The sequence below is a fragment of the thiotrophic endosymbiont of Bathymodiolus puteoserpentis (Logatchev) genome (assembly GCF_900127505.1).
In the GTDB taxonomy this organism is placed as follows: Bacteria; Pseudomonadota; Gammaproteobacteria; order PS1; family Pseudothioglobaceae; genus Thiodubiliella.
This window is the reverse complement of sequence record NZ_UEXF01000019.1, coordinates 166,521-180,161: the sequence shown is the minus strand read 5'-3', so window position 1 is coordinate 180,161 and position 13,641 is coordinate 166,521. Positions and strand designations below refer to the sequence as shown.

The window sequence follows — 13,641 nt, the reverse complement described above, 5'->3', positions numbered from 1 at the left end:
TGTTATAATTCTCCTATCAAGTCGCAAACAGTATCAATAATAATATCTGCCTCAGTTTGATTGATAATCAGTGGTGGCAACAGTCGTATAGAACGACCAGTAATATTAATAAGTAAGCGTTTATCTAGCGCTGCATTTAGTAGGCGTGTGCAATCTTGATTAAGCTCAATGGCAATCATTAAGCCTTTAGCGCGTATCTGGGTAATTTTGTTTGAGTTGGATAATTTTTCTTGAAAGTTTGATGCTAAGTATTCCCCCATCTTTGTGGCATTGTCAAGAAGATTATCTTTTTCAATGACTTCCAATACGCTGAGTGCTGTTTTGCAGACTAAAGGATTGCCACCAAAAGTTGAGCCATGTGTACCAGGGGTGAAAAGTATTGCCGCCTTGCCTTTTGCTAAGCAAGTACCAATCGGCACACCATTGCCCAAACCTTTGGCTAAAGTCAGTATATCAGGGGTGATATTGTTATATTGATGTGCAAACATTTTTCCTGTACGCCCAATACCTGTTTGCACCTCGTCCAAAATAAGCAACCAGTTATTGGCTTGACAGATGGCTTGCACTTGGTTTAAGTAATCACTCTTTGGTACAATCACACCACTCTCGCCTTGAATAGGCTCTAGCATTATAGCCACAATATTACGATTGCTTGTGTGTGCTTTTATTGCATCTATATCATTAAAATCAATATGAATAAATTCGCTTACTAGCGGCGCAAAGCCCGACTGTACTTTGTCATTACCTGTAGCAGAAAGTGTCGCCATGGTGCGACCATGAAAACTTTGATTGGCTGTCAAAATAGCGGGGTTATCAATATTATTGACATAACCATGTAAGCGTGCAATTTTAATGGCAGCTTCATTAGCTTCTGCACCAGAATTACCAAAGAAAGCATTATCCATATTAGATAATTTGCAGAGCTTTTCAGCTAAGGCTTCTTGGTGGGCAATATGATACCAATTGCTGGTGTGTAAAAGTTCACCAGCTTGTGCTTGTATAGTAGCAGTAATATCTTTATGACAATGACCTAAACCAACTACACCAACGCCTGATAGGGCGTCCAAATAGGTATTGCCTTTGGTGTCGATCAGATAACAACCTTCACCTTTGGCAAAGGTAACTGCAAGCGGTGCATAGTTTGACATTAAATAAGACATTGTGTGTTGTTGGTTGACTAACCACTAAACAAAAAAGCCCCAAAACGGGGCTTTTTTGTTGCCAATTAAGTATTGATTATGACTGGTATTGTAAAGGCGGCGCCATTTGATTATTGATTTCATCTAAATCTTTCTTGTAACCTTCGTAGAAATGACCTGCAGGTGGGTTTACCCATTCTTCATATGAAAAACCATTCTTTTCGTTATATTCTTTGAAAGAGTTTTGCAATGCAATTCTCTTTATACTTAACTCGTTACTTTCCTTGCTAACTGCATCCATCTTGATACTCCTTTGTTTGTATTGGTAGAAAGGTTAAAATGCATAATTATACCGAAAATTAATTTTTTGTGGTGTTTATTATTTATCATAAATGCAATAAATACTTTAATATTTACTTTACTTTGTGGCACAATTCAATTGCATTTTTAATAATAACGAGGAGAATATATGCAATTAAGTATTTCTGGTCACCATCTTGATGTTACCGAGGCAATTAAACAACACGCAGAAGAAAAATTATCTAAAATCAAACAACATTTTGATCATTTGATTAATATTAATATGATCTTAGAAGTCGAAAAGGGTGTACAAAAAGCCGAGGCAACTGTCCATGTTAGCGGTGCAGATTTATTCGCAAAATCCGAAAGTGATGATATGTATGTTTCAATTGACCAGCTGGTTAATAAATTAGATGCACAAGTTAGAAAACACAAAGAGAAACTCAACAACCATAGAAAAAACTAAGCCCAATGTTTAGAAAGTTCACTATATTAGAGTAATAACACTAATTTTAGATAAAATAATTTAGTCCAATGTCAGAAGTTAAAAACACTTCTTTCGAAGATTGCCTACAGAAACTCATGGAGTCTCTGGAGGTATCTTTGTATGAAGAAGCCACTACACAACTTGCCAATTTGCATTCGGCAGAAATCGCTCGCCTATTAGAAGCTATCCCACCTAAGGAAAGGGTTATTCTTTGGTCTAATATTGATACTGGCACACAAGGTGATATTCTTAAAGACTTGAGCGAAAATGTGCGCACGCAACTATTCAGCGAAATGAGTGTTGATTCAATCGTTGAGGCTACCGAAGGCTTGGATATGGACGATTTGGCAGATATTGTGCCTGATTTACCTGAGTCAGCACTACACAATTTATTATTAACGCTGGACCATAAGCACCGAGATCATTTAAAGCGTGTTTTGTCTTATCCTGAGGATTCTGCAGGTGGTTTGATGAATATTGATATTATTACCGTGCGTGATGATATTACCGTACGCACTGTCATTCGTTATCTGCGTTTGTTAAAAGAAATGCCAATTGACACTGACCAAGTATTTGTTGTTGATAGAGCGTACAAATATTTAGGTGCAATTCACATATCTACTTTGCTAACGAACGAAGCACAGCAAAATATTGAGCCGTTGATTAATAAAACGCTTAAGCCAATTATTGCACAAACACCTGAAAAAGAAGTGGCTCATTTGTTTGAACAGCGTGATTTGATTTCTGCGCCAGTGGTTGATGAAAACAATCAGTTAATTGGGCGTATTACTATTGATGATGTGGTTGATGTCATTCGTGATGAGGCTGAACATTCGGTAATGTCAATGGCAGGCTTGGACGAAGAGGATGATGTTTTTGCTCCTGTTATGCAAAGCTCTAAACGCCGTAGTATTTGGCTGGGTGTGAATTTGGTTACTGTTTTTATTGCGGTGTTTTTTATTAGTCTTTTTGAAGCCACTTTGCAAGAAAAAATTGCCCTTGCCATTTTGATGCCAGTGGTTGCATCAATGGGTGGTATTGCTGGTACACAAACACTGATTTTAGTCACCCGCGGTATTGCCACTGGTAGAATAACAAATTCCAACCTTAAGGTGTTAATGAATAAAGAAGTAGCCATTGGCTTATTAAATGGTTTGATTTGGGCGTTAGTGATTGGTGTGGCGACACATTTATGGTTTGCCGACATATTGCTTAGTATGGTCATTGCTTTGGCTATTGTTGTCAATCTAATTTTTGCCGCCTTTTCAGGTGTGATTTTGCCATCATTACTCATCAAATTTAAAATTGACCCTGCACTCGCTGGTGGTGTTATTCTCACTACTATTACTGATGTTATTGGTTTTGTGGCGTTTCTAGGTTTAGCAAGTTTGGTTGTTTAATAAAAATTATTCCACCGTTTAATCTTTCCATTTTTGATTGCATTGTTGACAGGTGTGTAAGGTTCTTTTTGACAGAAGGACAACGCCAATAGCTAGAGATACCAATGTAAAAAAGATTCGATGCAATGGAAATTTACTAACATAACTATTGGCGTTACAATTGGGGCAATTTTTTGTATCAATTTCTAGAAAAATTTCATTTAATAGATGTTCGTACTCTCCTTGGTTATGCATTTTTAGAATTTTCTGTGCATCAGTAAAATGTTGCGGGCTAACTTTTAATTGCATGCCTCCCAATGCTTGTGCATAACTCCAGTTCATCCACACATGGTGTTCATTTGCTAAAAATACCGGTACACCTTCAACCTCTAGCCGCCCCTTAGCCAGATAAGCATCAATAGGATGGTTGTAACTTTCAACTGCCACTAATTCCATTTGTCAAAAATTTTGAGTAGAAATATTATTGGCATCCAGCCAAATTCTGAATTTATCTTGAATTTGGCTTAAGGTTTTTTTGTTATTTGCCTCAAAGCGCAGCACCAAACATGGTGTGGTGTTAGAAGGGCGTACAAGTCCCCAGCCATCAGGATAATCAACACGCACACCGTCGATAGTGGTAATTTGCGCACTATCATCTTTAATGAAATCAATGTTACTTGTTAGTTTTTTCATCGCATCAAACTGCTGAGCTTGCTTATCAAAGTAAATATTAATCTCTGGCGTATTGATACTATCAGGTAAATTAGCAAAAACCTGTTCACAAGTTTTGTGGGTTTTGGATAGGATTTCTAACAATCTAGCACCTGTATAAAGCGCATCATCAAAGCCATACCAGCGTTCTTTAAAGAAAATATGACCACTCATCTCACCACCGAGTAGCGCGCCTGTTTCTTTAAGTTTGGCTTTGATAAAACTGTGTCCTGTGCGTGACATAATCGCATTACCCCCGTGCTGGGTAATGTCTTTTGGTAGATTTGAGCTACATTTAACATCAAACACAATTTTGGCACCTTGATTACGACTGAGAATATCGCGTGCATACAATATCATTTGTCTATCCGCCCAAATCACATTACCTTTATTGTCAATTAAACCCAGTCTGTCACCATCGCCATCAAAGGCAAAGCCCATATCAGCATTGGTGCTCTTGACTTCTTGAATAATATCTTCAAGATTGGCAAGTTTTGATGGGTCGGGATGATGGTTGGGGAAATTCCCATCTACTAAGCAGAATAATTTTGTGACTTTTGCACCTAATCGTTCAAACAATTTTGGTGCAATATTGCCTGCAATACCGTTACCTGCATCAATAACAATATTAAGAGGCTTATCTAATTTAATATCAGAGACAACACGCTCTATATAGTCCTGCTCAATATCAACTTTGGTTGAAGTGCCATGACCTTTAGAAAATTTTTGCGCTTGGATGCGCTGATAAAGTTCTTGTATTTTATCGCCCGAGAGTGTTTCACCTGCAATCACAATCTTAAGTCCATTGTACTCAGGTGGATTATGAGAGCCAGTAATCATCACCCCAGAAGTGGCCGCTTTGCTATAAGTAGCGTAATACACTAATGGCGTGGGTACCATGCCGATATCTACCACATGACAGCCAGTTGACTTAAGGCCATCTTTTAAAGCGCTCATCAGCTCAACGCCACTTAGACGGCCATCGCGACCAACCACCACGCCGCGTTCACCTTTGGCAATAGACTCACTGCCAATTGCCTGAGCGATGAGTTTAACTACATCAGGCGTGAGTTCATTTTCCACGATACCACGGATATCGTAGGCTTTAAAAATAGATTGTGAGAGTGACATGCTGATAAAATATGATAAAAAATAAACACTTATTTTAATGAAAGAAAAGTTTGAAGTTATTGAGATTGAGAATCAAATGATGAAACTTAAAGTCAATCGTTCATCAGGGTGTCACAGTTGCTCAGCCAGTGGTGGCTGCGGTACAGGCATATTGGCAAAATATTTTGACCATTATTCAGTGTTCAATAAGCCCCTACAAAATGGCGTGTCGATTGGTGATTTGGTAACCTTGGAAATCTCATCAAAAGAATTGTTTTATCGTGCCTTTCAACTCTATATGTTGCCACTACTTGCATTATTTGCAGGTGGGTTGTTAGGTGATGTAGTATATCCTGAACACGAAGCAGGGCAAATTGCCCTTGCTTTCATTGGTTTTTCTGCTTCAATTTTATTGGTAAAATATTTTGTAAAGTGAGCCTACAAATTTGGGATAATTACTGCTTTATTCTAAAAGAAAAAAATACATTATGTCAGCTCAAGACCTTGACCCTTTAGAAACCCAAGAATGGCTAGAAGCCTTTAAATCCGTTGCTAGAGTGGAAGGTGATGACCGTGCAAAGTTTTTGCTAAACCAACTAATGGATATGGCGCACAAAGAAGGCATGGATTTACCAACAGGCGTAAATACCTCTTACCTAAACTCTATTGCCAAAGAAAAAGAGGTAGCAACAGATATTAGCATCGATATTGAAGAAAGAATTTCAGCTATTATCCGTTGGAATGCTATGGTGATGGTGGTCAAGGCTAATCAATTACCATATGATTTAGGTGGACACATTGCTTCGTTCGCCTCAAGTGCTACTTTGTACGAAGTGGGTTTTAATCACTTTTATCGTGGTCCTGATGCCGAGCAGGGTGCAGACTTAATCTTTTTTCAAGGGCATATTTCACCAGGTATTTACTCGCGTGCTTTTTTAGAAGGGCGCATCACTGAAGCGCAAATGTTGCTATTCCGCCAGGAGGCAGGCAAAGATGGACTCAGTTCTTATCCACACCCGTGGTTGATGCCTGATTTTTGGCAGTTCCCGACCGTGTCAATGGGGCTGGGTCCAATTATGGCGATTTACCAAGCACGCTTTATGAAATATTTGCATCATCGTGAGATTAAGCAAACGCACAAACGCACAGTTTGGGCGTATTTGGGTGACGGGGAAATGGATGAGCCTGAGTCACTTGGTGCTATTTCAGTAGCCGGTCGTGAAAAACTTGATAATTTGATTTTTGTGATTAATTGCAACTTACAGCGTTTGGATGGTCCAGTACGCGGTAATGGCAAAATTATTCAAGAGCTTGAGGGTATGTTCCGTGGTGCAGGCTGGAATGTACTTAAAGTAATTTGGGGCGGTGAATGGGATAAACTGCTTGAAAAAGACACTACTGGGCTACTGAAGAAACGCATGGAAGAAGTGGTGGATGGAGAATACCAAGCTTATAAAGCTAAAGACGGTGCTTATGTGCGACAACATTTCTTCGGTAAATACCCAGAATTATTAGCGATGGTTCAGCATCTTAGTGATGATGAGATTTATGCACTGAATCGTGGCGGACATGACCCGTTTAAAGTATTTCAAGCTTATCGTGCTGCCAAAGAATGTAGTGATAAACCAACGGTCATCTTGGCTAAGACGGTTAAAGGTTATGGCATGGGTGAGGCAGGTGAAGGTCAAAATACGACGCACTCGCAGAAAAAATTAGGCCTTGAGCAGGTTGCAAAATTCGCCAAGCGTTTTGATATTCCAGTGACTGAAGAAGATGTTAAACAACTTAACTTTTACAAGCCAGCACAAGACAGCGAAGAGATGACATATATAAACACTCAACGCCAAAAACTAGGTGGTTCATTGCCAGTGCGTTCGTTTGAATTAGAAAACTTACAAGCGCCAGAATTAAACACTTTCAGTGCTTTATTAAAATCCAGTGGTGAGCGTGAAATGTCAACTACCATGGCGCTTAACCGCATTATGGCTTTATTAGTACGCGACAAGCAACTTGGATCTAAAGTAGTGCCAATCATCCCTGATGAAGCGCGTACCTTTGGCATGGAAAGCTTGTTCAGGCAGCTCGGTATTTACTCGGCTTCAGGCCAACTTTATCAACCAGAAGACTCTGATAAAGTCATGTGGTATAAGGAAGATAAAAAGGGGCAGGTGTTGCAAGAAGGCATTAATGAAGCCGGTGCGATTTCTGATTGGATTGCTGCTGCAACATCGTATGCGACGCATAATGTCACCATGATTCCGTTTTATATTTATTATTCTAAATTTGGTTTTCAGCGTGTTGGTGACCTAATTTGGGCCGCAGGTGATATGCAAGCTAAGGGCTTCTTAATTGGCGGCACGGCAGGGCGTACTACACTGAATGGAGAGGGCTTACAGCATGAAGATGGTGATTCGCATATTGTTGCCAACACCATTCCAAATTGTATTTCTTATGACCCAACTTATGCGTATGAGTTAGCAGTGATTGTTCAAAGTGGACTACGCAGAATGTATGAAAAACATGAGAATATTTTTTACTACATTACTGTTATGAATGAAATTTACACGCACCCAGAAATACCAGCAGGCACGCAAGAAGGTATTATCAAAGGTATTTACCCATTAAAAAAAGTAGGTACTGGTGATAAGCAAGTGCAATTGTTAGGTTCTGGCACCATTCTTAGAGAAGTTGAAAAAGCTGCACAAATGCTTGCTGATGATTGGGGTGTGAAGTCTAATATCTGGTCAGTGACCAGTTTCAATGAATTAACGCGTGAAGCTCAAGCTATTGATAGAGAGAATAGATTTAGTGTAGGGCCGCCAAAGGTGCCTTATATTACCCAATGCTTAGCCAATGCAAAGGGCCCTGTTATTGCTACCACTGACTATATGCGTAATTACGCTGAACAAGTGCGTAAGTATATTCCAGCTCGTTATGAAGTGTTGGGTACAGATGGGTTTGGTCGCTCAGATTCACGCGCTGCACTTAGAGATTTCTTTGAAGTAGATGCAAATTATGTAACGATTGCTGCGCTTAAAGCCTTGGTTGATGAAGGTGAAATAGCAGCATCAGTCGTTACTGATGCTATTAAAAAATATGGTGTTGACATAGGAAAGCCAAACCCAATGACGGTATAAAGGCGGTATTATTAAAGATATTAGGAGGATTGGTATGACACAAGAAGGATATTTAGAAGAGCTTAGGTCAGGTGCACAAATGAATTTTGGTGATCTGATTGAGCTTATTGACGAGAACTACAACCACACCCCAGCATCATTTATAAATGGTGATTTACAAAATACTGCTATTGAAAATCAAGGTAGTGCTAAATTATTCTATTTTGGTGTTATTCATCAATTAACACAACTTGAAGTCTTGCATTGTTTTGGTGAACACTACCAAACTGTTCTTAATGATCCTAACGGTGATTCGCACCAAAATATCCGCAATTTCATTATCTATGGTTGGGAAGGCTTGAAGTTTGATTCTCCAGTGCTGATTGAAACCAACAATCCCAAATATCCTTTACAAGCGGATTCTAAACAAAATTTTGGAACTACTCTTATGCGACCAATCAAGCAATTATTAAAAAAATATGGTTTTATGGGTATGTTAAGAAAAATTTTTATTTATATAATTATTGCAAGTGGAGGTGGGTATTTTTTATGTCAATTCGAAACAGTAAACAATATAATTAATGGTAATCGCAATAATATAAATATGAGTGCCAATAATAAGGGCGTGATAAACAATACAAATACAACTATGGGTGCCAATAAGGGCGTGATAAACAACATAAACAACAATTACTACTACAACACAGGTACAACTAAGCGTAAGCGAGGCTAAAAACTTATTACAAGATTTTAAGCATATTCTAAGGGAGCAATGATTATTAGAAGTTATTGGCAAAGAGCGTGGTAAATAAGGGTTTATCCCTTGTTCTTATCCTAGAAAAGTTTAATTCTCCGGTACTTGTTAAGAAATAACACAATTCTATTTAGTTTTTCTTTGTACCGTATTCGTAATACCCTAAACCAATCAATACAAGTGCAATGCCATAAAATTGTATAAGCGCAAGGGTTTCATTGTTAAGCGCTGAACCTAATAGCAAAGCAAAAACAGGCGTTATTAGTGGCACGATGCCGACTGCTTTCACACTAGCGTGTTTGATTAAATAGTAATAAGACATAAATCCAATGACTGAGCCAAATATGGACAGATAGCCAATAGAGAGTGCGGCTTTCATGGTAATAGCAGGGATCGTACCTTCGCTTAAAAGCCAGATAATAATAAACAAAGGGGTGCTAAATAGTAGAGCACCTGTCGTGGTTTCCAGTGCTGAAACTTGCGTGTTGATTTGTTTGAGCTTGACGGATATAAACGCCTGAAAAGTCATACCTAAGGTGACCGCTAAAAGTCCACGAACAAGGTCTCTTGACTCTGTCAAGGAATGAGAAAAAATAACAACCAATCCACTCAAACCTAACAATAAACCAATTATTTTATTAACACTAAAAAATTTATCTTTGAGCAGTATCAATGCGAATACACCAGTCATAATGGGTGTTAAGCCAAATACAATAGAGACAATGCCAGAGGCTAGATTTTGCGAGGCGTAATAAACCAAACTCATCGTTATAAATACACCTAAACCTGCATAGAAATAATTCCACAGGCTTAACGGCGTTAATGTGAGTTTCTGTCTTTTTATCAGTAGTAGCAATAAACAGACACCAAGCCCAATCAGCATTCTTGAAGCGACACCAAAACTATGACTGGTGCCGAGTGTTGACCAAACAATCGCAAGCGGGGTGGTTGACCAAATGGCAACGACAGATAAAAAAACAAGTATGACCGGCATCGCTAAATTAAAAGTATTAGATTTTGTGCAAACAGTTGTTTGGCAAGCTCTAGCTGGTTCAATGAATTAACCTTTCGTTTGTTGCAAAAATCCATTAACGCCTTGTTATTAATACCATTAAATTTAATTTCTTCGCCATTGACAAACACCTGAACGGAATTATTTTTTTGCAGGTAGGCAACCTTGCACACAGAATGGAGTTGGTAATTGCCGTGTGAGTTGAAGTCTTCATTTTGATTATAATATTCAAACAGTTGTAAGTTTTGCCTGTCCATCGTGTCTAGCTTTGTCACAAATTTAGCAACAGACACAGCGTCAATCTCTAACAAAGTTTGTGCTTGTTGAATGGCACTATTAGGAATTAGTGCAGGCTGCTTAGTGTTACGCCACTGTGGGTCTTGGTAATAAGATTGGCTGAGATGCTTAGGGCAAGGTTTGTTGATAAACTCGAACAACTCTTGCGCGCTATATGCACGATAACCAAAAGACAGTGTAATGCAGTCATCATCTAAGCTTACACCGTGATGCGCCACTTTAGGCGGTATATACAGTATATCACCTGGTTCAACATCAAACACCTGCTCGGCGTTGAATTTATTCATAATCCTAAGGGGCGCATCCTCTAAGTAATTACTCAGTTCACAATCTTGCCTACTAAGATGCCAGCGACGCTTACCTTTGCCTTGTAATAAAAATACATCATAATAATCAAAGTGTGGCCCAACACTACCGCCTGTAGCAGCGTAGGAAATCATCACATCGTCAAAACGCCAACGAGGTATAAAATCAAATTCTGTAATGAGATTATGCACCGCATTAATATGCCTATCAACACCTTGTACTAGTAGTGTCCAGTTTTTCTGGGGCAAGCTAGGATGTCTGTGTGTCGCTAAAAAATCTTGTCCGACAAAAGGTCCGTTGCGTAGCGACCACTTTTTAGAGTTTATAGAGCCTGTGATTAGGCGCGATTCAAACTCTTTTTCAAGCGACAAACCAGCTAATTCATCAGGGGTAATCGGTGATATAAAATCAGGTAAAGCTTGTTTGATTAGCAAGGGTTTTTTCTGCCAATACTCATTTAAGAATTGTTGTTGGGATATTTTTCTAAAATGTATCATAATTATTGTAATTTTAGTGCAACGCGTTATTCAAAATGGTTAAAATTCAAGTTTATAATCTAAATAATACAAGGAAAAACCATGTTCAATAAATCTCAAACTCTAGCCAAGGTAGATAGCGATATTGCAAATGCAATTACAAAAGAAGAGGCGCGTCAAGAAACACATATTGAACTCATTGCCAGTGAAAATTATACTTCACCTGCAGTCATGGAAGCGCAAGGTTCACAACTCACTAATAAATACGCTGAAGGCTATCCAAATAAGCGTTATTACGGTGGCTGTGAACATGTAGATGTTGTAGAGCAATTAGCGATTGAGCGTGCTAAGGCGTTATTTGGCGCAGATTATGCTAATGTGCAACCGCACTCTGGTAGTCAAGCAAATGCAGCGGTTTATCAGGCGTTATTAACACCAGGTGATACAGTTTTAGGTATGAGTTTGGCGCATGGTGGGCATTTAACGCACGGTGCAGCGCCATCATTCTCAGGTAAAAACTTTAACGCCATTCAGTATGGACTAAATCTTAAAACAGGAGAAATTGATTACGATGAAGTTGAGTGTCTTGCTAAAGAACACAAGCCTAAAATGATTATTGCAGGCTTCTCAGCATATTCTCGCGTGGTAGATTGGCAACGCTTTAGAGATATTGCTGATGGTATTGGTGCTTATTTAATGGTAGATATGGCGCATGTGGCTGGATTAATTGCAGCAGGTGAATACCCATCACCAGTTGGTATTGCTGATGTTACGACTACAACAACGCACAAGACTTTACGTGGTCCGCGTGGAGGATTGATTTTGGCTAAGGCTAATGCGGAAATTGAGAAAAAGCTTAATTCTGCGATTTTCCCTGGTATTCAAGGTGGTCCACTCATGCATGTTGTTGCCGCTAAAGCAGTAAGTTTTAAAGAGGCAATGACCGATGATTACAAGGCCTATCAAAAGCAAGTTAAAGTCAATGCGCAAGCGATGGCAGAGATTTTTATTGAGCGAGGTTTTGATGTGGTTTCGGGCGGCACTGATGACCATCTGTTCTTAGTTAGTTTTATTGAGCAAGGACTAACAGGTAAAGCGGTAGACGCTGCTTTGGGTAATGCACACATTACTGTGAATATGAATGCTGTACCAAATGACCCACAATCCCCGTTTATTACTAGTGGCATTCGTATTGGTACACCAGCAGTAACAACGCGTGGTTTTGGTGAAAAAGAGTGTAGAGAATTAGCCTCAATGATGTGTGATATTTGTGATGAGCTTGATAATCAATCAGTGATTGATAGTGTTAGAACCAAGGTTGCCATGCTTTGCGCTAGACACCCAGTTTATAAGTAGAATAATCAATGCGTTGTCCATTTTGTCAATCTGATGAAACCAAAGTTTTAGAAACTCGTTTGGTTGCTGATGGTGCACAGGTGCGTAGAAGACGCGAATGTAGTGCTTGTAATGAGCGCTATTTAACACGGGAAACCGTTGATTTAAACCTACCAAGACTAATTAAAAGAGATGGTGCTCGTGAGTCTTTTGATGAAGATAAGCTGCGTTATGGGCTACTCAAAGCTTTAGAAAAGCGTCCAATTAATGCCACACAAATTGAAACTTCAGTGCATAATATTATGCGTAAGCTTAGAACGCAATCTGAGCATGAGGTGTCTTCTAATAAAATTGGAGAATGGGTTATGACAGAGTTAAAGGCACTTGATGAGGTGGCTTACATTCGTTTTGCTTCAGTGTATCGTCAATTTCAAGACATTGAAGCTTTTAGAGAAGAAATTGACAAACTCATGAAATAAAAACCTCTATACAACCTCTTTTCAAGCTTGGTTTTTTATTATTAGAAATCTTTACATAAATAGGGGTGATTGGCAAAAGCCAATTTTTGCCCAATTGGTGATTTCTTTAAACCTTTGTCCTAGCGGGACTAATTGAGTCTGCACAAAATTTAACCACTCAGTGGTTATGGATTGATAATCATAAACGAGCACATTTTTCCCTAGGCGGAATACTACCAAGGGCAAAGATGGCGTGATAAGATGACTGCCTCTACTTTAGTAGCGGCACGAAAGAATAGGGCTTGAATTCACATCATAAGTGCAACACTCAATTAGTCGGTCAAAGGGTATATTAACCACCCTTAATCCGACAAGAAAAAGGAGTGAAACATGCAAAAATATACACAATTGACCTACGAACAAAGATACCATATTTACCTGCTAAATAAACAAGGATACAACCAAACCTTTATTGCCAAATCAATGGGCAGAAACAAATCAACTATTTCTAGAGAATTATCTCGCAATACTGGCAAAAGAGGCTATCGCCATAAGCAAGCCAACAGGCTTGCTGACGAACGACATCAAAAGAAAAATAAAGCCATTAAACTCACAGATTGTGTTAAAAATTACATTAGTGAAAAGCTAAAAGAATATTGGAGTCCTGAACAAATCATGGGACGCTTGGAATTAGATAAAAAGATTAAAATTAGCACTGAAACCGCCTACCGCTTTGTCTTGCAAGACAAAGCGGTAGGCGG

The 13,641-nt window shown here is 39.0% G+C and carries 14 protein-coding genes; 8 read left to right on the top strand and 6 right to left on the bottom strand.

What is annotated here, in order from left to right; translation table 11 throughout:
* Nucleotides 1-2: 2 nt before the first annotated feature.
* Both BHECKSOX2_RS02740 and BHECKSOX2_RS02735 read right to left on the bottom strand, forming a co-directional pair.
* Complete coding sequence (locus tag BHECKSOX2_RS02740; RefSeq protein ID WP_139682353.1) at nt 3-1,160, bottom strand: aspartate aminotransferase family protein; 1,158 nt, start codon at nt 1,158-1,160, stop codon at nt 3-5.
* 76 nt (nt 1,161-1,236) lie between these two features.
* The gene (locus BHECKSOX2_RS02735; protein WP_090718115.1) at nt 1,237-1,440 is read right to left on the bottom strand and encodes a hypothetical protein; all 204 of its coding nucleotides are present in this window, start codon (nt 1,438-1,440) and stop codon (nt 1,237-1,239) included.
* A gap of 168 nt (nt 1,441-1,608) precedes the next feature.
* Between BHECKSOX2_RS02735 and hpf the strand changes: the two genes are divergently transcribed.
* Entirely contained in the window at nt 1,609-1,905 is a 297-nt protein-coding gene (hpf, locus tag BHECKSOX2_RS02730) for a ribosome hibernation-promoting factor, HPF/YfiA family (protein WP_139682352.1), read from the top strand.
* A gap of 68 nt (nt 1,906-1,973) precedes the next feature.
* On the top strand, nt 1,974-3,326 hold the full coding sequence (mgtE, locus tag BHECKSOX2_RS02725; RefSeq protein WP_139682351.1) for a magnesium transporter: 1,353 nt from the start codon (nt 1,974-1,976) through the stop codon (nt 3,324-3,326).
* Nucleotides 3,327-3,344: 18 nt separating this feature from the next.
* Here mgtE and BHECKSOX2_RS02720 read toward each other — a convergent pair whose 3' ends face one another.
* Together BHECKSOX2_RS02720 and BHECKSOX2_RS02715 are read right to left on the bottom strand one after the other, a co-directional pair.
* Nucleotides 3,345-3,761, bottom strand: coding sequence for a putative signal transducing protein (locus BHECKSOX2_RS02720; protein WP_139682350.1), 417 nt, complete (start codon nt 3,759-3,761; stop codon nt 3,345-3,347).
* A gap of 3 nt (nt 3,762-3,764) precedes the next feature.
* Entirely contained in the window at nt 3,765-5,147 is a 1,383-nt protein-coding gene (locus tag BHECKSOX2_RS02715; protein ID WP_090718501.1) for a phosphomannomutase/phosphoglucomutase, read from the bottom strand.
* A gap of 37 nt (nt 5,148-5,184) precedes the next feature.
* On the opposite strand from BHECKSOX2_RS02715, the gene BHECKSOX2_RS02710 reads away from it, so the two are divergent.
* Genes BHECKSOX2_RS02710 through BHECKSOX2_RS02700 form a run of 3 tightly spaced genes read left to right on the top strand, consistent with a single transcriptional unit; the run spans nt 5,185 to nt 8,975 of the window.
* Entirely contained in the window at nt 5,185-5,562 is a 378-nt protein-coding gene (locus tag BHECKSOX2_RS02710; RefSeq protein WP_139682349.1) for a SoxR reducing system RseC family protein, read from the top strand.
* Between the two features lie 52 nt (nt 5,563-5,614).
* Nucleotides 5,615-8,263 carry a pyruvate dehydrogenase (acetyl-transferring), homodimeric type gene (aceE, locus tag BHECKSOX2_RS02705; RefSeq protein WP_139682348.1) on the top strand — a complete coding sequence of 883 codons (2,649 nt, stop codon included), beginning with the start codon at nt 5,615-5,617 and terminating at the stop codon, nt 8,261-8,263.
* 34 nt (nt 8,264-8,297) lie between these two features.
* Complete coding sequence (locus tag BHECKSOX2_RS02700) at nt 8,298-8,975, top strand: HopJ type III effector protein (protein WP_139682347.1); 678 nt, start codon at nt 8,298-8,300, stop codon at nt 8,973-8,975.
* Nucleotides 8,976-9,126: 151 nt separating this feature from the next.
* Here BHECKSOX2_RS02700 and BHECKSOX2_RS02695 read toward each other — a convergent pair whose 3' ends face one another.
* Together BHECKSOX2_RS02695 and BHECKSOX2_RS02690 are read right to left on the bottom strand one after the other, a co-directional pair.
* Nucleotides 9,127-9,990 carry a DMT family transporter gene (locus BHECKSOX2_RS02695; protein ID WP_139682346.1) on the bottom strand — a complete coding sequence of 288 codons (864 nt, stop codon included), beginning with the start codon at nt 9,988-9,990 and terminating at the stop codon, nt 9,127-9,129.
* A 2-nt stretch (nt 9,991-9,992) separates the two neighbouring features.
* Nucleotides 9,993-11,108, bottom strand: coding sequence for a cupin domain-containing protein (locus BHECKSOX2_RS02690; RefSeq protein WP_139682345.1), 1,116 nt, complete (start codon nt 11,106-11,108; stop codon nt 9,993-9,995).
* A gap of 81 nt (nt 11,109-11,189) precedes the next feature.
* Here BHECKSOX2_RS02690 and glyA point away from each other — a divergent pair, with 81 nt between their 5' ends.
* From glyA to BHECKSOX2_RS02675, 3 genes are all read left to right on the top strand, one after another.
* The gene (gene glyA, locus BHECKSOX2_RS02685) at nt 11,190-12,443 is read left to right on the top strand and encodes a serine hydroxymethyltransferase (RefSeq protein ID WP_139682344.1); all 1,254 of its coding nucleotides are present in this window, start codon (nt 11,190-11,192) and stop codon (nt 12,441-12,443) included.
* An 8-nt stretch (nt 12,444-12,451) separates the two neighbouring features.
* Entirely contained in the window at nt 12,452-12,901 is a 450-nt protein-coding gene (gene nrdR, locus BHECKSOX2_RS02680) for a transcriptional regulator NrdR (protein ID WP_139682343.1), read from the top strand.
* Nucleotides 12,902-13,270: 369 nt separating this feature from the next.
* On the top strand, nt 13,271-13,641 hold a 371-nt coding region (locus tag BHECKSOX2_RS02675), incomplete at its 3' end, for a helix-turn-helix domain-containing protein (RefSeq protein ID WP_139682472.1).

Coding starts and splice junctions, on each gene's coding strand:
- BHECKSOX2_RS02740 (WP_139682353.1), bottom strand. CDS start 1,160: ATGTCTTATTTAATGTCAAACTATGCACCGCTTGCAGTTACCTTTGCC.
- BHECKSOX2_RS02735 (WP_090718115.1), bottom strand. CDS start 1,440: ATGGATGCAGTTAGCAAGGAAAGTAACGAGTTAAGTATAAAGAGAATT.
- hpf (WP_139682352.1), top strand. CDS start 1,609: ATGCAATTAAGTATTTCTGGTCACCATCTTGATGTTACCGAGGCAATT.
- mgtE (WP_139682351.1), top strand. CDS start 1,974: ATGTCAGAAGTTAAAAACACTTCTTTCGAAGATTGCCTACAGAAACTC.
- BHECKSOX2_RS02720 (WP_139682350.1), bottom strand. CDS start 3,761: ATGGAATTAGTGGCAGTTGAAAGTTACAACCATCCTATTGATGCTTAT.
- BHECKSOX2_RS02715 (WP_090718501.1), bottom strand. CDS start 5,147: ATGTCACTCTCACAATCTATTTTTAAAGCCTACGATATCCGTGGTATC.
- BHECKSOX2_RS02710 (WP_139682349.1), top strand. CDS start 5,185: ATGAAAGAAAAGTTTGAAGTTATTGAGATTGAGAATCAAATGATGAAA.
- aceE (WP_139682348.1), top strand. CDS start 5,615: ATGTCAGCTCAAGACCTTGACCCTTTAGAAACCCAAGAATGGCTAGAA.
- BHECKSOX2_RS02700 (WP_139682347.1), top strand. CDS start 8,298: ATGACACAAGAAGGATATTTAGAAGAGCTTAGGTCAGGTGCACAAATG.
- BHECKSOX2_RS02695 (WP_139682346.1), bottom strand. CDS start 9,990: ATGCCGGTCATACTTGTTTTTTTATCTGTCGTTGCCATTTGGTCAACC.
- BHECKSOX2_RS02690 (WP_139682345.1), bottom strand. CDS start 11,108: ATGATACATTTTAGAAAAATATCCCAACAACAATTCTTAAATGAGTAT.
- glyA (WP_139682344.1), top strand. CDS start 11,190: ATGTTCAATAAATCTCAAACTCTAGCCAAGGTAGATAGCGATATTGCA.
- nrdR (WP_139682343.1), top strand. CDS start 12,452: ATGCGTTGTCCATTTTGTCAATCTGATGAAACCAAAGTTTTAGAAACT.